Here is a 20,119-nt window from a genome sequence, read left to right as displayed (position 1 = left end):
ACCAGCAATGTCTCTACTTGGATCTGACCGCGTCAAGGCCGAGAAATCAGCCAGCATTTTGGGTTTCAATGGACTGCGTGGTCTTTCGGTCATCCTGGTCTATCTCAATCACAAATGCGGACTGCAGTTCTACTCTGGCAGCGTTGGCGTCTGGATATTCTTCATCCTGAGCGGCTTTCTGATCATCGGGGAGCTGAATAGGCAGCGAGGCAAGGTCGAGACGGCTGCGTCCCGCTCCGCTGCGGAAATCGTCACCTTCTGGGTCAAGCGGGCGACGCGCATCTTTCCCGCCTATTATGCGCTTCTCGCCATCCTGTTCCTGACCCGGTCGTATTTTCAGCACGCGGGACCCGACCTCGGCTTCCGATATCACTTCGTGTACTTGTCAAATTACTGGATCGGCAGCGTCATCGGCGGGACCGCGGGCCCCTTCGGCGTGCTCTGGACGCTCTCGGTCGAGCAGCAGTTTTACGTGATCGCGCCGTTCCTCTTCATCCTGCTTCCTCTGGAACGCCATTTCGTAACCTGCATGTGCGTCGTCGCCCTCGGGTTGGTCGGCCATTTCCTCATGTATTCGTCGGGCTTCAATCACACGGCCATCCACACCCTGTCGCCCTGGAACTTCAGCCTCATCGCGTTCGGTGGCGCGATCACGATCCTGCACCTCCAGAGGCGGGAATGGGCACCGTATGGCAACGCGACGTTCGCTTCTCTCCTCATTGTCGGGTTCGCGCTGTGCTCGAACGGCGTGATTTACGATGCACCCTCGCATTTCGCCCCTGCAATCGACATTGCGATCGGGCTTTGCCTGGTCGCTCTGATCTGGTGGGTTCGCGCCAACCAGGAAAGCGTCTTTGTTCAGGCGCTGGAGTGGAAGCCACTCGAGCATCTCGGCAAGATCAGCTACGGCTTCTATCTCGTTCATAACTTCATCCCGAACCCGCTCGGCAGGGCGCTCACGCTCTATGGAGGGATGTCGGTGCCCAACGGCGTGAAGATCACCGCGGGCGCTGCCATCGGCTTCGCGATCTCCTACGCTGTGGCGCATCTGTCCTGGAAGTACTTCGAATCGCCGATCCTTCGCAGCCGTCGAGGGCTGACCAAGCTCTTCGTGCAATACCTGCCCGAAAATCCCTCGCAGGGCGTGCCGCGAACCGAGCTGAAATAGGCGGCGCGTCTGCGCCGCGCCGATTTGTCCCGGACATCGGCATCTCCACCGATGTCCATTGCCGGGCTCAGTGGCTCAGTGGATCGCCGTCGGCGTCGGCTGGATAGCAGCGATGGCGTATCCGCAGGCCTTTCTCCGCGACGAAATGCGCGAACAGGTCCCGATCGGCATCCGGCGCGCTGCAGGTGCGTTCGAGCAGCGCGACGCGCGCTTCCGTGCCCGCCGCCTGATAGAGCGTGGCCGCACTGGGGAACAGGCGGGCCTGGAAGATGTCGGCAAAGTCCTGGACAGCGTGATCCCTGAGCTCGGGCGAGGCCGCGTTGAAGACGCGAAGAGCCAGCGGCGCGCGGATGAGCTGAAGCCAGGCCTCGTGCGGCGCGAAGCGATAGGAGAGAGCCAGCAACTCGGCCGTTCGCGGCCCAAAGCCGGCTTGGCGGATTTCGGCCCAGTAACTGCCGAACCAGCCCAGTCCTTCGGTCGGTGCGCATGCCAGCAAGGCGCGGCTCGTGGACGCGACGGCGTCTGCGTCGGCGTCGATCTGCTTCAGGTCGCCCGCACGGGTCGATTCATCGGCGATTGCGAGCTGGAGCAGCAGCAGCTCGCGCAGCGTCCTGGCAAGGCACAATCGCCGCGCGGATGACAAATTGTCCGCAACGATCCATCTCAGCCGGTCCGGATCGTAGCGCTCGCCGCGCGCAACACGGCTCGCGATCTGCGGAACCGAGGGATTGGTCACATCGGGGCCAACGGTTGCGATCCAGGTCAGCGCGACCGCGGCAAGCGCAACGGTCGAGCCGCGCAGAATCCAGCGAAGCGCCGAGTTCTCTGCCTGCGTCGCTGGCGCGGTGGCGCTAGGCTCCCTCGACATAATAGCTGTTGTAGTGCGAGCCCTTATACGCCTCGATCCGCTTGAGCATCTTCGGATTGGCGCGATTGAGCACGGCGCCCAGAAGCTTCTTCTGAATGCCCTCGGAGCTCGCCATCGACTCCTGGAGCGCGTTGCGGCTCGTGCGGCCCCACTCGATGACGTAAACCATCGCATCGACGAGATGGCTGACGGCCTTGGCGTCCGCCACCGGCATCACGGGTGCCAGGTCGATGATCACGTATTCGTAGTCCTCGCGCACCACCGCGAGCAGGTCGGCCATCGACTTCGAGGCAATCACGTCCGCCGAGTTCACCATGCGCGATGCGACCACGGAGGGCAGGAAGTCGAGTCCGCTCTCCTTGCTGCGCTGGATGTGATAGCCGAACGCGCGCGGATCCTTGAGTGCCTCCACGAGGCCGGTCTTGGAATGGGGAGCCAGCGCCCGCGTCAGCGAGCGGGTGTGCAGGTCGCCGTCGATCAGCAGCGTACGGTGGCCGGTCAGCGCGGTGAGATGACCGAAATTGGCGGCGACCGTGGTTTTTCCTTCCTTCGGCAAGGACGACAGGATGCCGATCACCTTGACCTCGCGCGAGAGGCGCGCGACGTCGATCGACACCTTGATGTTCCGCAGCGTCTCCGCAAACCGCGAGAACGGGTGCTCGACGACGTAGCTGGATATGTTCGGTTCCGGATTCTCTGCCGTAGCCCTGGCCGGCCGAATGTCGGGGAGGACTCCAAGGCATTTCACCCCGAGTTGATCCTCGACGTCGGTTGGAGATCGCAGCACGTCGCTCAGCAGCTCCTTCGTGAAGGCGGCACCGAAGCCGAAACAGAGACCGCCGAGCAGGCCGCCTGCCAGCGCCAGCAGCGTCTTGGGCGAACTCTTCTTGTCGGGTTTGACCGCCGTGCCGATGATGCGCGCTTCGCTGATCGGGAAGCTCTGGTTCTGCGTCGCGTTCTGCAGCTTCTCGAGGAAGTTGTTGTAGAGATTGCGATAGGTGTCCGCCGCGCTCTCGAGATCGCGCAGCTTGACCTGCGCCTGACTGGTGCTGCTGGCCTGCGAGACGAGGTTCTTGAGGTTTTCCTCGAGCGAGGTCTCACGGCTCTTGGCGATCTCGTACTCGCTGCGATAGGCGTCAGCGATACGGCGTACTTCGTCAGCGATCGCCTTGCGCAGCTCGTCCATGCGGTTGGACAGGTTGATGGCCGCCTGGTGGGTCTTGCCGTAGCGGGTCGACCAATCGGCATATTGGGCCGCGAGATCGAGATATTGGGCGCGCAGGCGAGTGATGACCGTGTTGTTGAGGGCGTCCGTCACCGTCGGCTGGACCAGATCCTTGTCGAGCAGCGCCTCGATGCGGTCGAGACGGGCCTTGGCCTCCGCCGTTGCAGCGCGCGCGGTGACGAGCTGCGAGTTGGCGTCGGCAAGCTGTTGCTCGCTCATCAGACCCCGGCTGGTACCGACGATGTTGTTCTCGGCCTTGAACGTCTGCACGGCGCGATCGCTCGCCGTCGCCTGCTCGCGCAGCTCGGCGCTGCGCTGCTGGAGCCACTCGCCGGCGCGCTTGGTCGACTGATACTTCGCCTCCAGGGCGCCCACGATGTAGGCGTCCGCGATTGCGTTCGCGATCTGCGCGGCCTTGTTGGGATCGATCGAGCGGAAGTTCATCGAGAGGACATAGGTGGTCAGCACGCGCTCGACCTTGAGATTCTTCTGGAGCAGCTCGACCGCGCCCCGCTCGACCCGCTCCTTGCTGGGAGGACCATCCGATCCGAACAGCGATATGATCTTGCCGATCACCAGCCGAAGCAATCCGGGATCGGAGCCGTTGAATTCCGCATCTTCGGTCAGCTTCAGGCGCCGGACGATCGACAGGAGCAGGTCGTCGGACTGGAGAATCTCGACCTGGCTGTCGACAAATCCCGGGTCGATCAGCGCATTGGACGTTCCGCTGTCCTTGTCGAGCACCTGGGTCTGGCGGGTGTCCATCAGGATGCGCGCATTTGCCGTGTACATCGGCGTCGCAAGGATCAGGTAGACGAGAACGAGCGCGAGCGTCCCGGCCACGATGGCCGCGATCAGAGGCCATTGGCGACGCACGATGTCCAGGGCACGCTCGGCGCTGAGCGTCGTGCCACCGACCTCGATGGCATATCTCGGACGTTGCGGAAACTGATCTCGTGGCTGAAACATTTCTGGGAATCTTGAAGTTGTCACTCGGGGAGGGGAACGGGCTTGAACGGGTCGGCGAGCTCGGTCTTCCATTCACCCGACATCAGCCCGGCGCTCGCGCTCGAGCCTGCCGGCAGGTTGGTGGTCGTCGGCGGAGCCGCGTTCCCCGGAACGGGCGCCATCGCGGCGTCCTGATCCTGGAAATATCCTTTGAGCACGGATCCGTCGTGGAGCTTTGTAACGAATTCGCTGATCCTGCGTGCCACGTCGGGCTTGGTCGCGACGCAACGCTCTTCCGCCCGATGAAGCCCGGTGCCGATGGCGACGCGATCGGCCTGGCTGGCCTCGCGCAACATGTCCTTGACCGGGTCGAGCGCGGCGATGTCGGTCACCAGCAATCCGGTCAGTCGGCCCGAAAGCTTGTCCCTGTCGTTCTTCGACTGTCGCAGCAGAACCGACGGGTCCGAGACGAAAGCATTGACCGCCGCCTGCGGGGCGCGTTCGCCGCGATCGACGCATTGCGCCTGCGCCGGCGTGTCGAGCGTTGCAGATAGCACGACGACGATGGCAGCGGCGATCCATGAGGCCACGGCACCACCGCGCAACAAGCTATCGAGTTTGAGGAGTATCGCGCTCATATCTCGTTGCGAATGATTGGTGGCGTATCGATTTAGGCCGTAGGTCCTTGATGACCCAAAACTATGTCAAATTCTTGTGCGGCGCAAAATATAAACCAATACGGATCGAATTGCCATCCTCACGGGCTCCGCATCGCCATTCAGCACAAGCGAAGTTCCTGCTGCGATCAGGCGCAGATTCGGCGAATGATTGCACATGTTCGCATGCCTGAAGCACAACGATTAGGCAAGCGCCACGCCAAGACACATAAAGACAAAAGGCGCGAGGACGGTCCAGCGGACCATCTCCTCGCGCCTGTCGCAACCCGCGATAGGGGAAACGGGTAGAGTGAACTTGCACCCGGCCTATTCGGCGGTCCGCAGCATCGCAAGACGCGTGGCGCGAAGGCGCTCGCCATGCTCGCCGATCGCAACCCAGAAGCGAGGATTGCCGCCGGACTGCATCGAGATCCATTCGTACTCGGCCGCGTTCCAGGGGCGCACCGAAGCGGACAGATTGTCGAGAACGAAATCGCCGTCGGCGAGCCGTGCGACCAGCACGAGATGGCCCTGGCCGCCGTTGGTCAGAACAACTGCAAGTCGCAGCGACGATTTGGGCCAGCCCATCTCGATCAGCTGGTGACGCTTGGTGACTGCGTAGTCGTTGCAGTCGCCGGCGGCCGGCGCAACCGTCCAGCGTGCCACCATCGGGTGAGTCGATTTCTGCGTCGGCGTGATGGACGCGTTGACCGAACTGTTCACCTCGCGCAGCATGCTCATCGCGCGCTCGCCCGAGGGCAGGCTCCGCTCGGCGGTGTCGGCCGCACATTCAGTGTCATAGTTCATGCAGAACTTGACGAATTGCAGTGGCGCGAGCGCATTGTCGTACTCGCGGATGAACGCGCTCTTCGCCTGATTGTGCGAACCCTCGTTCAACGTATCGGCCTTGGCCGCCGCACCGGTCGACGCGATCCCGATCGCGACCAGCGATTTGATAATCCAGCTCATGACATCCCCGTCTCAAGTTTTTTTCTTGATGCAAAGGGTATCTCACAAACGATTTAGGCTTTGGTTCCGCGGACATTTACAATTGTAACGAAACCGGTCGGTCTTTGGACCGGCCGGAGAAGGTTGGTTAATGCGCCGCCAACGCAGCGGATCCGACCGTCAACGCGACGGGCTTACGGAGGTCAGAACCGAGGTGGAGGTGGCCGCAAAAAGCGTCTGCGCCGCTGCGCCGGGGCCGCTTTGATTCAAGACAGTGGGATTGGTCGAGGTTGCCGCGCCACCGCGCGCCTCCGCGGCGGTCGAACCTGCTCCACCGCCCGCCGTCGTCTCACCGGTCGGATCGGCACCGTTCGTCGCTTCGGTCGGAATATCGCCCGTGATGCTGGTGAACGATTGAATCAGGTCAGGATTCTCTGTCTTGAGAACCGCCTCCTGGATCAGCTGGGCAACGCCTGGTTGCGAAAGGACGCAGACCGAGGCGGCGGTGCCGAGGCCGGCGCCGATGGCGCGGCTTTGATCCGCGCTGCTGGCCTTCGCCAGTGAGACAACGCCCTCGACGGTCTCGGGACGTGCGGTCATGAGGTCGCGGACCGCCGAGGCGAGACCGCCCTGGCCATCCTTGAACTGATCGAGCAGGGCTCCAGGGTTGGCCAGAAAGTCGGTGGCGCGCTCCGCCGAGACGATCCCGGTGTTGGCAACGCAGCCCGTGCTGACGCCCGTTGCGCCGAATGCCGACGGCGTTCCAGCCAACAACGCCAGTCCTGCGACGATCAGAGTGAAGTGCCCAGCCAATTTCAAATTCATTGCCAGCCCATTTCCTTAACTTATAATTTAATGTAGCTCGATTTGCGCAGATTTGCCACGCTCTTTTCGCATCTGTGACGGTAGCGATTGCGCGAGGCCGCATCCGACGATGGCGGCGAAAAACACGCCGTAGCCGGGAATCTGCAGCGAAAAATCGATAAAGCTGTGTGACACTCCCAAGATGGCGACGCTCGCGCCGACGACGGGTATGTAGCGATCGCGTTTTCGCCGCAAGCTTCCGGTAAACAAATGGTAAAAATACCAGATGCAGACGAGCGCGATCACCACAAAGGCCGGAATGCCCAATTCGACGGCAATTTCCAATGGCGTGCTGTGAGCGCGATCCCAGATGCCGAGACTGCCGAGCTCTGCCGGTCTGATGGCGGGAAAAACCGCCTCGAAATTGCCTAGCCCGACACCGAGCAACTGATGATCGGGGATCATCCCCGACGAGGCCCGATACGCCGCAAGCCGCTGCGCATCGATCAGTCCGTGTTCGACGATTCGTCCGGCGACGATGCCGCCGACGAGCTGCAAGAGCACGAGCCCCGCTGCCGCCGAGCCGCCAAGAACCAGCCATTTCCGCGATCTGCCGAGTTCGAGCGGTAAGAGGTAAAGAACGATGGCCAGCACGAACGCCCCTACGGACAGCAGAAGACCCGCTCGCGATCCGGTCATGGCGAGCGCGATCGTGCAGATCGCGAAGCCAGCTCCAAGTGCGACCGGCGTGGCGAAGATTTGCTCCAGCCGCTGTTGCCAATTCGGTTGTGCCGGCGGCCCGCCTTCGTGACGGCGGTGCATGGTGCGCAGAAGCGGCACCAGAAACAGCAGTGCGCAAGTGCCCCAGAACGTTGCCGCCGTATTTCGGTTGACGAAGGTGCCTGTGGCAAAGCCCAGATAGGCCTCTTTCTGTCTGAACAGGACCATGTCAGGTGCGATCAGCTCCGCCAGAATTCCGTAGAGTGCATACAGGCAGCCCGCCAGCGCCAGTATTCGGAGTAGTGAACGCGCGGCTCGCGCATCGCTTGCAAGAATCACGGCGCGGACGAATGCAAGCGACAGCAGCAGGACCGATCCGAACGCCAGCCAGGGACCGCGCGCGGTGACCGAGAGGCGCTCAGGCAGCGCAAGACCGAAAAATCGCCGTGGCAATTCCCAGATGGCTGCGGATTGTGCAGAAGGGCCGCTCCCCATTTGTAACATGACGATGACGCCCACCATTGCGACGGCCGCTGCCGTCGGAATGAGCAGCATGGCGTTGCGACGGCTCACGGCCGAAAGATCGGCGCTCAGCAGGCTGCAAACGAGCAGAAAATTCCAGAAGCAAATCCACGCGAGGTCGAGCGATCCGAGCGGAAGTGGCGCCAGCACAAACACGGCTGCGGCGAAAAATCGCGATATCGCGCCCAAAGGCCCCTCTGTCTCAGCTCAGCAGCGACGGAACTATCAGAACTGCGCGCGCGATCAAGTGAACGCGCGCCGACGTGTTGGCCGTCATTCGCATTGATCGCAGGGAACGCCATGGATGGTCGCCCGCGCAGCCCTGATCTGTTCCAGACGCAATGCCTGTTGCCTCACGAAAGCTGAAGTTTATGCGCACGTCGCGGATCCGAGGCAAAGTTGCGGGCCGGCTTCTTGCTGCCGCATCTGTCGTGCAGTGTTACGCACCGGAGATGGGCGACCCGCGGCTCTTTTCGGTTGAACAAATCACCGGCTGGAGGCAGTATATTGCACCGCAGCATTTCGTCTTGGTCGAATCGTAGAGCGTCTTTCAAGTGCTAGCTCATCAAACTAAGGCGCACTACGTTCCACTGGACAGCGTGCGGGGCCTCGCCGCCGTCTGCGTAGTCGTCCATCACTTCGTCGGATCGGACCCGCTTGGCGCTACGCTTCCCCATCGCGCCTGGATCGACGTCGCGTTTTTTCACAATTCCTGGCTCTGCGTCGATTTGTTTTTCGTGCTGAGCGGCATCGTGATTTCGATGAGCTATGTTCAGTCGGAATTCAGCGAGTTCGACTTCCGAACGTTCACCTTGCGTCGTATCGCGCGCATCTATCCGCTGCACATCGTGATGCTGTTCGCGTTCCTGGCGTTTCGCCTGATGCGGCTGTCGCTGACCGAAGTCGGCCTGCTGCATTTCTCGACCAACGAAACGGCGGATCTCCAGGTCAACAACGTGTATTCGTTCGGCGTGAATGTGTTCTTGCTCCATGCCATGGGCTTGCTCGACTATCTGAGCTGGAACGGCCCGAGCTGGAGCATCAGCGCCGAGTTCTACACCTATATCGTGTTTGCGGGCGTCGTCGTCGTGGCGCAGCGCCTTGGCTACGTCAAGCTGGTCTATGTTCTCAGCGCTCTGCTGGCGGTCGTCGGGGCGGCCGTCATCGTCTTCGTGCTCAAGAATGAGACGCTCGATTTCCAGATCAACGGCTTCACCAGGTGCTTTCTGGGCTTCTTCGTCGGCGTGCTCACGCTCCGCCTCGTCTCCGGGAAAGGCCGTTCGGTGAGCCCCTTCGTTCAGTCGGCGTGCCAGATCGGCGCCGCCGTCGTCTCAATCGTGCTGGTCTGCATCGTCAATCTCGACGAGCGGCTCAGCTTTTGCGCGCCGGTCGTTTTCGGCGCGCTGCTGGGCTCGCTGATGGCGTTCCCCGAGCGGCTCCTGCCAAAGCTGCTGTCGGCCCGCCCCCTGGTCTGGCTCGGCAAGCGCTCCTATTCGATCTACATGACCCATGCGCTGGTACTCGTGCTCATCCAGTACTTCGCACGCGGCGTGGGGACGGGGCGCCTGCAGATGGTGGATAACGTGCTTCCGGGGTTGGTGGCGTCGCTGCTGCTCGCCTTGTTCGTGGTGGGCGTGCTCGTTCTTTCCAACGTCACTTACCACTGGGTCGAAATGCCGGGATCGCGGTTCGTCCTTCGGCTGTTCAGCCGCCCGGCCGTTCCCTCTGTTGCCGCGGCGGAGTGAGGCGCGATGTCCAGCAATTCTTCGGCTCTCCCGAGCTCGGACTGGCGCATCGTCGATCCGGTGCGGATGCCCCTGCATCATCAGCAGGAGGGCAGCGCGTTCTTCAGTCTCGAGGCGATTGCGCTCCTCCTTTATTTTTATCGCGACGCGCTCGCAGGCGCGCTGCGCTATTATCTGGCGGTCCTCAAGATCAGCCCGCTGTGGTTCCTGCCCGACATTTTTGCGCTGGTCTGCATTTTCGCGTTCGTGCAGCGCTACATCCTGATGGGACGAAGCCTCGTCGCGATTCTCACGTTGTTCTACATCTGCTTTGCGCTTTACCTCGGATACGTGTTCCTGGGCTATTTCAGCGGCATGATGTCGTCGTTCAAGATGATCGCGCCGGTGTTCGTCGGCTTCTGCTTCTGCGGGCGCAATTTCGGCGATTATGATCGACTGCTGCGCTGGCTTCACCCGATCTTCTATCTCACGATCGTCGGGATCATATTATCCTCGCGCATGCAGATGCCGTGGGTGGGATACGCCTACGAGAGTTTCGGAACGACGCGGCAGGCGACGCGGCTGTGGTGGTCGGCTTCGGAGACGCGTCTGGCGGGACTGGCCGCCGACAGCACGATGGCCGCATTCTTCGTGTTCATTTCATTCGTGGTCAGCTCGGTGCGCCGGAGCTTGCTGTGGTGCCTGTTCTGGACGCCGATCGGCCTCTACGCCATCAAGCTGACCACCAACAAGACGTCGCTCGGCGTGATGGTGATCTATGTCGTCTGCCTCATCATCGTTCGCCTCGTTCCGGAGCGCGAGAAATTTCCCATGCTGCGGCGAATGGCGCTGCTTTCGTTCCTGTCGATCCTCGTGCCGGCGGTGCTGATCGCCCTGTTCTCCGGCAACGGGCTGATCAGCATGTCGCGCGGCTTGTTCAGCCTGCAGGACCGCGTCAACAACAGCTGGCAATTGCCGTTCGTCTACATGGCCGATCTCATGCCGGTCGGCTTCTTCGTCGGCTGCGGCCTCGGTTGTTTCAACTATCCGCAGCTGCTGTTCTCGAACAAGCTCAGCTATTACGTCCCGGTGGATAATTTCTACCTCGGCACCTATCTGATGTTCGGGCCGATCTTCGTGGTCTTCATGGCCCTGGTCATCCTCGCGGTCGCAAGGACCAGGGACATCTACAAGCTGTCCTTTACCGTCGCGATGAATCTCTTCACCATCACGGTCCTGGCCTATGGTCCGGCCAGCGGCTTGATCATGCTGGGTGTGGCCTTCAGCGAAGTCTTCGCGCGAGAGAAGGGTGACAGCAAAGCTGCCTCGAATGCAGCGCCGCTGGTGCCGGACGTCGACGATCTCGTCTCGCGGCCGGCGTGATTGCCATGCTGCTGCATGCAATGAGCTGCGGAGCGCGGCGCGGGCCTTGGTCCGGCACTTTCTTCCATCTTGATATCGGATCATGGCAGTGAGCGGAGACGGCAGGAACTTCATAGAGGCGATTCAGGGGCTGCGCGGCATCGCGGCGCTCAGCGTGCTGATCGTGCATCTCCAGGACATGCCGCTTCTGGCGGGTTTCCTACCTCCAATCTGGCCGTGGCTTGAAGCGACGGTCAACTTGGGTGGGCACGGGGTCGAACTGTTCTTCATGATCAGCGGCTTCCTGATTCCGGCGAGCCTGATGCGTCACCGCAGTGTCGGGAAGTTCTTTCTCGATCGCGCTCTGCGGATCCTCCCCGTATTCGTGATCCTGCACCTGATCCTGTTCACGGCGGGCCCCCTGGTTGGCTACAAGTTCTTCAAGGGGATCGATCTGCCGACATATCTGAAGCTGTTCTTCGTCAATCTCACGTTCCTGCCGGATGCACTGGGATTGCCGATCGGCCAGCAGAACGCCTGGACCCTGTCTTACGAATGGGCGTTCTACATCCTGTTCGCCGTGATCTTCGTGATGGTGGTGCAGCGGAGGAACTGGCTCCTGGCGGCGCCGTTCATCCTGCTCGGTCTTGCCGGAATCGCGTTTCGGCCGATCGCTGCTTTCTTTTTGGTCGGACTGCTGTTCAGTCTCGTCGATCTGCGGATTCGTGTCGTCGGCTGGCCCGGATTGCTGGCGGGCGTCCTTTGCGGAATTGCGATGTATGTGTCGATCGAATATGTGCATCCGCTGGTCGCGCTGCTTCCAGGTGCGCTGCTGTTTGGAATGGTCCTTGCGCCGGACTCCGGCATTGCCGTCGCCTTGAGCGGCAAATTCCTGCAGTTCCTCGGAAAGATCAGCTACAGCCTCTATTTGGTCCATCCTTTTGCGCTATTCCCGTTGCAGGTCATCGGCGTGAAGCTGGCTGCATATGGCGTCAGTCTCTGGCTCCTCTGGGCCGGGTTTGCAGGTGTTGGCCTGATTGCTGCACTGATAGCAGGTACGGTCAGCTACGAACTGATCGAGGTGAGGTTCCGCCGTTTGCTCGATCCGGCGCTGCGGGGCTTGTTCTTCGGAGTGCGCCGGGAGGCCCGCTATGTCGCCTGAGCGTGTCCCTTCGCGATCGTTTCAGCCGGATCACGTACGGGTGACATCATGATCATCAAGAATCTGCTCTCGATGTCGAGCGTGAACATCGTGAAGTCGGCTGTTCAGTTCCTCATCACGCTGCTGATTACGTATTTCGTGACGCCCACGGAATTCGGGCTCGTCGCTTTCTCGCTGCCGTTCATCGCATTCATCTCCATGCTGACCGATCTGGGGCTGTCGAGCGCGATGATCCAGAGAACGTCGCTCACGAAGGAGGAAGCCGGTGCGGCGACGACCCTGATGGTGGCGATCGGGATCGGCTGCGCGCTGGTGCTGGCCGCGGCGTCGAAGCCCCTGGGAGCCGCCGTCGACATGCAGGGGCTTCCGGCTGTGCTGGCCGCTCTCTCGGGCTCGGTCGTCTTGTCCATCTCGGCGATGGGCCCGCGCGCGGTTCTGGAGCGGTCCTTGCGATACCAGACGATCGCCATGATCGAGGCTGGGGCGGCGCTGGTTGCCGCGGTCGTCGGCGTGGTGGGCGCCCTGTTGGGGTGGGGGATCTGGGCGCTGATCGCGTATTACGTCCTGATGCAGGCGGTGCGTGCTGTCGCGTTCTATGTGAACACCAGACGCCACATTCACCTGTCCTTCAAATGGCGCGGCGTCGCCCTGATGCTGTCATTCGGCGGCTGGGTGCTGGCTTCGAACGTCCTCAACTTTGCCGCGAGAAATGTCGGGAATCTCATGATCGGCGCCAAGCTGGGCGCGGCGGCGGTCGGCCTGTTCGGTCTCGCTTTCCAGTTCATGACGCTACCGCTGATGATCCTGTCATGGCCTGGTGGCGGAGTGCTCATGGCGACCTTGAGCCGCATGAACGGGGAGCGCGAGCGGGAACGGCGCAAGGCGGCGATTTGCGCGGTGCTCGGCATGACGGCGATGATCACGTTCCCGACGATGATCTACCTGACATTCGGGCTCAAATATCCCGTTGCGACGTTCCTCTCGCCGCATTGGCAGGAGGTGTTGCCGTTGATCGCCATCCTCGCGCCCGCCGGCGCGGCACAGTCGATTGCGGCCTATGCCGGGCCGATTCTGCTGGCCCACGACAAGGCCCGGCTCCAGTTCTGGGTGAGCACCGCCAACAGCGCCAGCATGATTCTGGCGTTTCTCGTCGCGTTGCCGTTCGGGCTCACGGCCGTCGCCGTCGTGTATCTGGTCGTATCGGTTCTTGTTTGCGCCCTCATGCTGATGATTGGAGCCCGCAATTGCTCGGTCTCCTATGCTTCGTTGTTCGGTGCGCTCATGCCCGCTACGGTCGCCACGTCGCTCGGCGCATTGTGCGCGCTCGTTGCGACCAAGGGTGATGTCGCAACCCTGTCGCATTGGCTGATCGCGACAGCCGTCTATGCGCTGATCGTGCTTGGCAGCTATGTGGTATTCAGGCGCCGAATCTGGAGCAGCGTGCAGTCGTTGCTGGGTGGGTCGGCTCAGCCGATTCAGGCGAACCTGCCCACGGCAAGTTGATAGAGATTGGTGGATGTCTTCAGAAGCGGGAACAGGTGCCAGACCCCAGGCGGGGATTCCGTGGCGCGAGGACTTGATGGCGAATACCGGCAAGTCCGGTGTTGGTGCGGCCCTCATCGCCTTGCTCACGAGTCCCGGCTTCGCCGTGATCACGACCTGGCGCATTGCCAAGATGCTGCGCTTCCAGACTCGGTGGGGCCATCAGATCACCTGGCTGCTCGTGCGCGCGCTGATGCGTCGCGGCTGCTACATCTCGGTTCTCGCGGAAATCGGTCCGGGGCTGATCTTGCCGCATCCGACCGGAGTTGTAGTCGGTGAGGGCGCGCGGATCGGCCGTTCCGTGATGCTGTATCACAATGTCACGCTCGGTCGGCGCGCCTGGGATGAGCCGGGCTGCCCGACCATCGGCGACAATGCCGTCATCTATACCGGTGCCGTGATCGTTGGCCCGACCTCGATCGGCGAGGGAGCAAATGTCGCCGCCAACGCGGTGGTGACGCGTGATGTTCCGCCGCACTCCGTCGCCGCAGGAGCGCCTGCGCGGATCGTGCGCGCGGACGCGCCGGGCCGGTTGCGCGCCTAAAGAGCGAGTGCAGCCGCCTCGGTTCCGCCGTCGGCAATTGCACATATTCTGGCCGCAACTTGGCGCGCTTCGAATCGGCCTTGGCGAGAATCCGGTCACAATTCTGATTGCTGGCTATGTATAGTTGTGTCGGGAAACGACTAATCATGTACCGAGGGCCAGCCAATGTCGTCGATCATCACAGATTTTTCGCAAGTCTATCCCTATCTCGACGGTTCGAAATTCAAAGACACCATCGTCGTGCAGTATCGGGGAGACGGGGACGTCCGATACAGATGTGACGTCCTCGTGGACATCTGCCGGGGCAAGCGGGTCCTGCATGTCGGATGCTGTGACCATCTGCCGCTCATCAAGCGAAAGATCGACAACCGGGATTGGCTGCATGGCCTGATCACGGAGTGTTCCGAATACACGATCGGCGTCGATATCGATGCGGATGCGGTGCGGGAGGCATCGCGAATTTCCGGGCTCGACAACATGGTCGCCGGCGACGTGACGTCGGCTCAGAAGATCGACGCGATATCCGGTCGGAAGTTCGACATCGCCGTGTTCGGCGAAGTCGTCGAGCACATTCCGAACCCGGTCGCGTTCCTGTCGCGCTTCAGGGAAAATTACGGCGACGTCGTCGATCACATCGTGATCACCGTCCCGAACGCCTTCAGGGGCGGCAACATCAAGGGCATCTTGAAGAACGTCGAGACGATCAACAGCGATCACCGGTTCTTCTTCACGCCCTATACGATCGCCAAGGTCGCGATCGACGCCGGCTATGCGCCGGTCGAGGTAAAGATGGCGACTTTCATGCGCGCCGGAAAGCTGAAGTCGATGCTGCTGCGGCAGCTCCCGCTGCTGGCCGAAGACATCATCTTCATCGGTGCGGCCACACCGTCGCGGCCGCACTGACGTCGTTTCACCTGTCGTCTCGGAACTCTCGCTGGCAGGCAGGCCTGCCAGCGAGTCTCACGCGTCAGACGAACAGGAAGTTGCCGTGATCGAGCGTCGTCGAATTCACATTCTTCAGCAGGATGGAATCGGCCGACGTGAGCTGGACCAGCGTGTCCGAACCCGATTGCGAAATCTGGAGGTGGCTGTAGTCGGCCACCAGCGATTTCAGGATTTCGATCGTGTCGTGGTTGGATGCGGTTCCGGCGTGGAAGCTCTTGATCTGGTCGTTGCCGCCGTCGAACATGACGGTGGTCGTGCCAGGAGCCGTGGAGAAGATGTCGTTGCCGCCGCCGCCGGCCAGTGTCAGCCCCGCGGTCACGGCCGTGACCGCGTGGGTGCCGTCGGTGTTGAGCACGTCGATCGTCAGCAGCGAGCCGCTGCTGTTGTAGCTGTCGTGTTCGACGGCCCCCGGCAGGCCGGAAACCTTGAACTTGAAGACGTCAGTCGTTCCGTCGACGTTGTTGAGGGTTTCGGTCGTCTTGACCCCGGTCGAGTCGTAGACGTCGGTGACCTTGCTGCCGTCCGGCTTGATGACTTGCGTGTAGTCGAGCGTGCCGTCCGCGTGCGAACGGGTAATCGACGTCATCTTGCCCGAAGCATCGATGTGCTGCTGCTCCGTGACGTAGCTCTTGCCGGTGATGCCGTAGATCGTGTTGTCGTGCGAGCCGTCGGCGTTGTTGGCGTAGACCGCGGTCTTGACCCCGGACGAATACACCGTCGTCGAGTTCGAGCCGTCCTTGTTCAGCACATAGTCGCTGGTCAGGCTGCCGCTGCTGTCGAACAGCTTCGTCTCCTTGGTGCCGTCGGCATTGACGACATAAATCGACGAGTTCAGCCCGTTCACGTAGTTCGTCGTCGTCACGTCGCCGCCGGCGGTCTTGACGACATGTTGGGTGACGTCTCCGGACGAATTGTAGATGTCCGTCGTGGTCGATCCGTCGGTGCCGTTGAGCACCTCGCTCGTCTTGTGGCCGGTGCTGTCGTAGAGGTCGGTGACCTTGCTGCCGTCGCTGTTGATCACCTGCTTGTAGGCAAGCGTGTCGTCGGCATGAAGCCGGGTCAGGGTCGTCAGCGTGCCGGCCGCGGTGAGGTGCTGGATCTCGGTCGTATAGCTCTGGCCTGTGATGTTGTAGAAGGTGTTGTCATGGCTGCCGTCGGCATTGGTGACGTAGAGTTTCGTCTTGACACCGGCTGAATAGACCGTGTTGGAGGACGAGCCGTCCTTGTTCTGCACGAGGTCGCTGGCGATCTTGCCGCTGGAATCGTACAGCTTGGTGTCCTTCGACCCGTCGACGTTGACCACATAGACCGACGCCAGCAGCGTGCCATTGTAGTTCGTGGTGGTGGTGCCGGAGCTCGTCTTGACGATCTCCTGCTTCAGCAACCCGGACGACGGGTCATAAGTGTCCGTCGTCGTCGCCGACGTGGTCACGGTGACGACCGAAATCTTGTGGCCCGTGGAGTCGTACTGGGTCGTGACCTTGCTGCCGTCGCTGTTCACCACCTGGCTGTAGGCCATCGTGCCGTCGGCATGCGTGCGGCTGACCAGCAGCAGCTTCCCGCTCGGATCGATGTGGTCGTGCTCGGTCGTGTAGGATTGGCCGGTGATGTTGTAATAGTAGTTGTCGCGGCTGCCATCGGCATTGGTGACGTAGACCTTGGTCTTGACACCCGCCGTGTAGAGTGTGTTCGAGGACGAGCCGTCCTTGTTCTGAACCAGGTCGCTCGCGATGATACCGTTGGAGTCGTAAAGCTTCGAGTCCTTCGAGCCGTCGGCGTTCACCACGTAGACCGATACGAGCAACGAGCCGTTGTAGTTCGTCGTTGTCACGTTGCCGGAGGTCGTCTTCACGACCGTCTGCTTGAGTGCACCGGTGGTCGTGTAGAAATCGGTCGTCGTGGCCGTCGACGTTATGGTGACGGTCGAGGTCTTGTGGCCCGTGGAATCGTACTGGGTCGTGACCTTGCTGCCGTCGCCGTTGAATACCTGGCTGTAGGCCATCGTACCGTCCGCGTGCGTTCGGACGACCGACAGCAGCTTGCCGCTTGCATCGAGATGATCGTGCTCGCTGGTATAGGACTGGCCGGTGATGTTGTAATAGTAGTTGTCGCGGCTGCCGTCGGCGTTGGTGACATAGGTCTTGGTTTTGACGCCCGCCGCATAGAGCGTATTCGACGACGAGCCGTCGGCGTTCTGGACCAGGTCGCTCGCGATGATGCCCTTGGAGTCGTACAGTTTCGAATCCTTCGACCCGTCGGCATTGACCACGTAGACGGACACCAGCAGCGACCCATTGTAGTTCGTAGTGGTCACGTTGCCGGAGCTCGTCTGCTCGACCGTCTGCTTGAGCGCGCCGGCCGTGGTGTAGAAGTCGGTCGTGGTCGCCGTCGCCGTGACGGTGATCACCGAGATCTTGTGACCCGTGGAGTCGTACTGGGTCGTGACCTTGCTGCCGTCGCTGTTGAAGACCTGGCTGTAGGCCATGGAACCGTCGGCATGTGTCCGGACGACGGACAGCAGCCTTCCGCTCGCATCGAGGTGGTCGTGCTCGCTGGTGTAGGACTGGCCGGTGATGTTGTAGTAGTAGTTGTCGTGGGTGCGGTCGGCATTGGTGACATAGACCTTGGTCTTGACGCCGGCCGAATAGAGCGTGTTCGAGGACGAGCCGTCTTTGTTCTGGACGAGGTCCGCGATCAGGTTGCCGTTCGTATCGTAGGTCTTGGTGTCCTTGTCGCCGATCGGCGAGACCGTGACGTCACGTATCATCTTGCCGCCGCTATAGGCGATGTTCTCCGACGAACCGTCGGTATTGAACGTGACCTTGCTCGTGATGACGCCGTCCGTGAAGTTGGAGGTGCTGGTCGAGACAAGCCTTGCGGAGGAGTCGTAGACCCTGGTCACGCTCCAGGTGTCGGTCGAATTGGTGATGGAGAACTGGTAGCCGCCCTGGATGGCCGCCAGCGCATTCGTATAGTGCGAGATCATGTACTCCATGGTCGCGATCGAGGCGACCGGAAGCACGTGCGTGTCGGTGAGCGTGATGGTCTGAAGCGAATCCGAGGCGTTCAGCTCGGACATCTGCGACACGATGTCCTCAGCGGTTCCGCTGACATCGGTCACGGCAGGCGGCGTCGTGCCGCCTCCTGTCGGAGCGTCGATCTCGATGATCAGGGGATGATCCGAAATCGGAACCACGACCTGGCTGACATCGGTGTAGGTAGCGATCGGGGTGCTGCCCTTCAGCGGGTCGTAAACGCTGATCAGATGATGGACGCTGCCCAAATTGACGGTGACCGACGTGGTCGGGTTCGAGATCTCGGTGTCGGTGGCGTCGTTCCAGACCTTGGGTTCCGCCCAGACCACGAGCTCATAGGCGCCGTTGCTCTTGCCGAGAACCATGCTGTTCCCGCTCGCGGGCAGACCGTCGAGCGTGTAGTTCAGCGAAGCGGTTGGCGTTTGGCCGCCCTTGCCGTCGTCAGCCAGGATCGTCGTCAGATTGTGGACCGCGGTCGCCGCGAGCTTCGGGGTTCCGTCGCTGTTGAACAGGCCCCAGTGCGATTCGGAATTCGTGGGATCGTTGGTCCCCGAGGCGTCGAGCAACTGATAGAGATAGGTGGCGCTGACGCCGTCCTTGTAGGCGTCGACCAATGTGTTCAGGATCGATTTCGCCTGCACGTTCTCGCTGGCGCCGACATACGGCGTGTCGCTCTTCGTGGTGTAGCCCGTCTCCGTGATCACGACCGGCTTGCCGCCCGTGACCGACGTGGCGTTGCCGAGCAGTTGCTCGAGGGCGGCTTCGGGTGTCAGGCTGGTGCTGACATAGGCGTGGGAGTTGGCGTAGTCGGTCGACCCCGACATGTCGCCGAGATTGGCGTAGTCGGCCAGGTCGTTGTAGCCGATCGACAGATTGTAGACGGGAATGTTCTTGAGTGCGGCATCGGCCTTGATGGCAGCGTAATAGACCGCCTGGAACTGGGCCGCGGCCGCGATGCTCGAGCTCCCATTATATGTGAACTCCTGGATGTTGACCTCGTTCAGGCCTTCCAGTGCGATGACGCTGCCGGGGTTCTCGGCCGCGAACTCCTTTACGGCGTCGAGGTAGTCCTGAAGTGCGGCTGAGCCACCGGCCGGAACGCCCGATGGAACCACAAGGTCGAACTTGTATCCATCGTGTGCGAGGCCCTCGACAATCGGCTCCGCCTCGGGGCTGATTGCGAGTCCACCGCGCAGTTTCGTCACCCCGAGATATTTGAGATTGTCTTCGACGAGGGCGAGGTTGTCGTAAGCCCCCCACGAATACCCAACATGAACATTGACGCCGATGGAACTGATAAAGGTGCTCGCTGACAGGATCGTTTGATCTGGTGATGCGGTGGTCATCGGAATTTCAGAGCCCTTTCTGGAACGCGAGAGTTCGTTGCCGCCTGCGTCCGTCGTATCGGCCAATCTCTGTTTTTCGAGTTGGGGAGATCGGTAAAAATGGAAGCACCCCGGAGTTTTTCTCACCGAGACTTCCTGCGCGACGCCCTCAGCGCACGAATCTGCCTGCACTTTGAGTCATCTCTGAAAACCATGCCAATGTGCTTGCAGCATGACGTCGCGATGGCGATGCAACGACGATGTTCGTGCGATGTTGTGCCGATGCCTAATCGAAGCGCATTTGCTACTCGTGCAGGCAGATTTGTTTCCAATGTCTTGCGTTGAGCGCGGCTAAGCCTCTGCTTGGAATCGATCTAGTCGCCTGGAAACAAAGGTCGTAGAAACACGGGCCTCACTTCGAATGTGACACTTGGTCCCGCGCCGAAGCTGAAGAAGCCTTCCGAATCGTCACGCGACATCGAAAGTCAGCACGCTCGTGCCACGGAACTTTCTGCCCGAGCATTGTTCTTCTCTTCTGCCGTCGTGGTGGTCGTGTCGGCGTCGACGAATCTTTCGTCTGGCTTCCGAACGAGGCAGAGGTGATCTTCACCGCGTTGAGAC

Annotated in this window: 14 protein-coding genes; 7 read left to right on the top strand and 7 right to left on the bottom strand. The window is 61.2% G+C overall.

What is annotated here, in order from left to right; all coding sequences use genetic code 11:
• The first annotated feature begins 7 nt into the window (after positions 1-7).
• Positions 8-1,168, top strand: coding sequence for an acyltransferase family protein (locus GPL20_RS14410; RefSeq protein ID WP_157330137.1), 1,161 nt, complete (start codon positions 8-10; stop codon positions 1,166-1,168).
• 67 nt (positions 1,169-1,235) lie between these two features.
• On the opposite strand, the gene GPL20_RS14405 is transcribed toward GPL20_RS14410, so the two are convergent.
• The 6 genes from GPL20_RS14405 to GPL20_RS14380 form a co-directional block, all read right to left on the bottom strand.
• Positions 1,236-2,036 (bottom strand): hypothetical protein, encoded by an 801-nt coding sequence (locus GPL20_RS14405; RefSeq protein WP_157330136.1) that lies wholly within the window; start codon positions 2,034-2,036, stop codon positions 1,236-1,238.
• Positions 2,020-4,230: a GNVR domain-containing protein gene (locus GPL20_RS14400; protein ID WP_167533022.1), complete on the bottom strand. Its 2,211-nt coding sequence runs from the start codon at positions 4,228-4,230 to the stop codon at positions 2,020-2,022. The genes GPL20_RS14405 and GPL20_RS14400 overlap by 17 nt, the downstream gene beginning before the upstream one ends.
• 20 nt (positions 4,231-4,250) lie before the next feature.
• Positions 4,251-4,799, bottom strand: a complete 549-nt coding sequence (locus tag GPL20_RS14395) for a hypothetical protein (protein ID WP_347340033.1) — start codon at positions 4,797-4,799, stop codon at positions 4,251-4,253.
• Positions 4,800-5,192: 393 nt separating this feature from the next.
• Complete coding sequence (locus GPL20_RS14390) at positions 5,193-5,834, bottom strand: transglutaminase-like cysteine peptidase (protein WP_157330133.1); 642 nt, start codon at positions 5,832-5,834, stop codon at positions 5,193-5,195.
• A gap of 159 nt (positions 5,835-5,993) precedes the next feature.
• A complete protein-coding gene (locus GPL20_RS14385; RefSeq protein WP_246250499.1) occupies positions 5,994-6,638 on the bottom strand; it encodes a hypothetical protein in 645 nt (214 codons plus the stop codon).
• Between the two features lie 27 nt (positions 6,639-6,665).
• Positions 6,666-8,048, bottom strand: a complete 1,383-nt coding sequence (locus tag GPL20_RS14380; RefSeq protein ID WP_157330132.1) for an O-antigen ligase family protein — start codon at positions 8,046-8,048, stop codon at positions 6,666-6,668.
• A gap of 365 nt (positions 8,049-8,413) precedes the next feature.
• On the opposite strand from GPL20_RS14380, the gene GPL20_RS14375 reads away from it, so the two are divergent.
• The 6 genes from GPL20_RS14375 to GPL20_RS14350 all read left to right on the top strand — a co-directional run bounded on the left by GPL20_RS14375 (position 8,414) and on the right by GPL20_RS14350 (position 15,096).
• Positions 8,414-9,604, top strand: a complete 1,191-nt coding sequence (locus GPL20_RS14375) for an acyltransferase family protein (protein WP_347340032.1) — start codon at positions 8,414-8,416, stop codon at positions 9,602-9,604.
• A 6-nt stretch (positions 9,605-9,610) separates the two neighbouring features.
• The gene (locus GPL20_RS14370; RefSeq protein ID WP_157330131.1) at positions 9,611-10,966 is read left to right on the top strand and encodes a hypothetical protein; all 1,356 of its coding nucleotides are present in this window, start codon (positions 9,611-9,613) and stop codon (positions 10,964-10,966) included.
• A gap of 82 nt (positions 10,967-11,048) precedes the next feature.
• Positions 11,049-12,107, top strand: a complete 1,059-nt coding sequence (locus GPL20_RS14365; RefSeq protein ID WP_157330130.1) for an acyltransferase family protein — start codon at positions 11,049-11,051, stop codon at positions 12,105-12,107.
• Between the two features lie 48 nt (positions 12,108-12,155).
• A complete protein-coding gene (locus GPL20_RS14360) occupies positions 12,156-13,610 on the top strand; it encodes a lipopolysaccharide biosynthesis protein (protein WP_157330129.1) in 1,455 nt (484 codons plus the stop codon).
• Between the two features lie 76 nt (positions 13,611-13,686).
• Entirely contained in the window at positions 13,687-14,193 is a 507-nt protein-coding gene (locus GPL20_RS14355; protein WP_246250483.1) for a serine O-acetyltransferase, read from the top strand.
• A 165-nt stretch (positions 14,194-14,358) separates the two neighbouring features.
• A complete protein-coding gene (locus tag GPL20_RS14350; RefSeq protein ID WP_157330127.1) occupies positions 14,359-15,096 on the top strand; it encodes a class I SAM-dependent methyltransferase in 738 nt (245 codons plus the stop codon).
• A gap of 64 nt (positions 15,097-15,160) precedes the next feature.
• Here GPL20_RS14350 and GPL20_RS14345 read toward each other — a convergent pair whose 3' ends face one another.
• Positions 15,161-19,519, bottom strand: a complete 4,359-nt coding sequence (locus GPL20_RS14345; RefSeq protein ID WP_157330126.1) for an RHS repeat protein — start codon at positions 19,517-19,519, stop codon at positions 15,161-15,163.
• Positions 19,520-20,119: the final 600 nt, after the last annotated feature.

The organism is Bradyrhizobium cajani, assembly GCF_009759665.1.
Classification (GTDB): Bacteria; Pseudomonadota; Alphaproteobacteria; order Rhizobiales; family Xanthobacteraceae; genus Bradyrhizobium; species Bradyrhizobium cajani.
The sequence above is the reverse complement of the archived record's forward strand: the minus strand, read 5'-3'. Positions and strand labels throughout refer to the sequence as shown.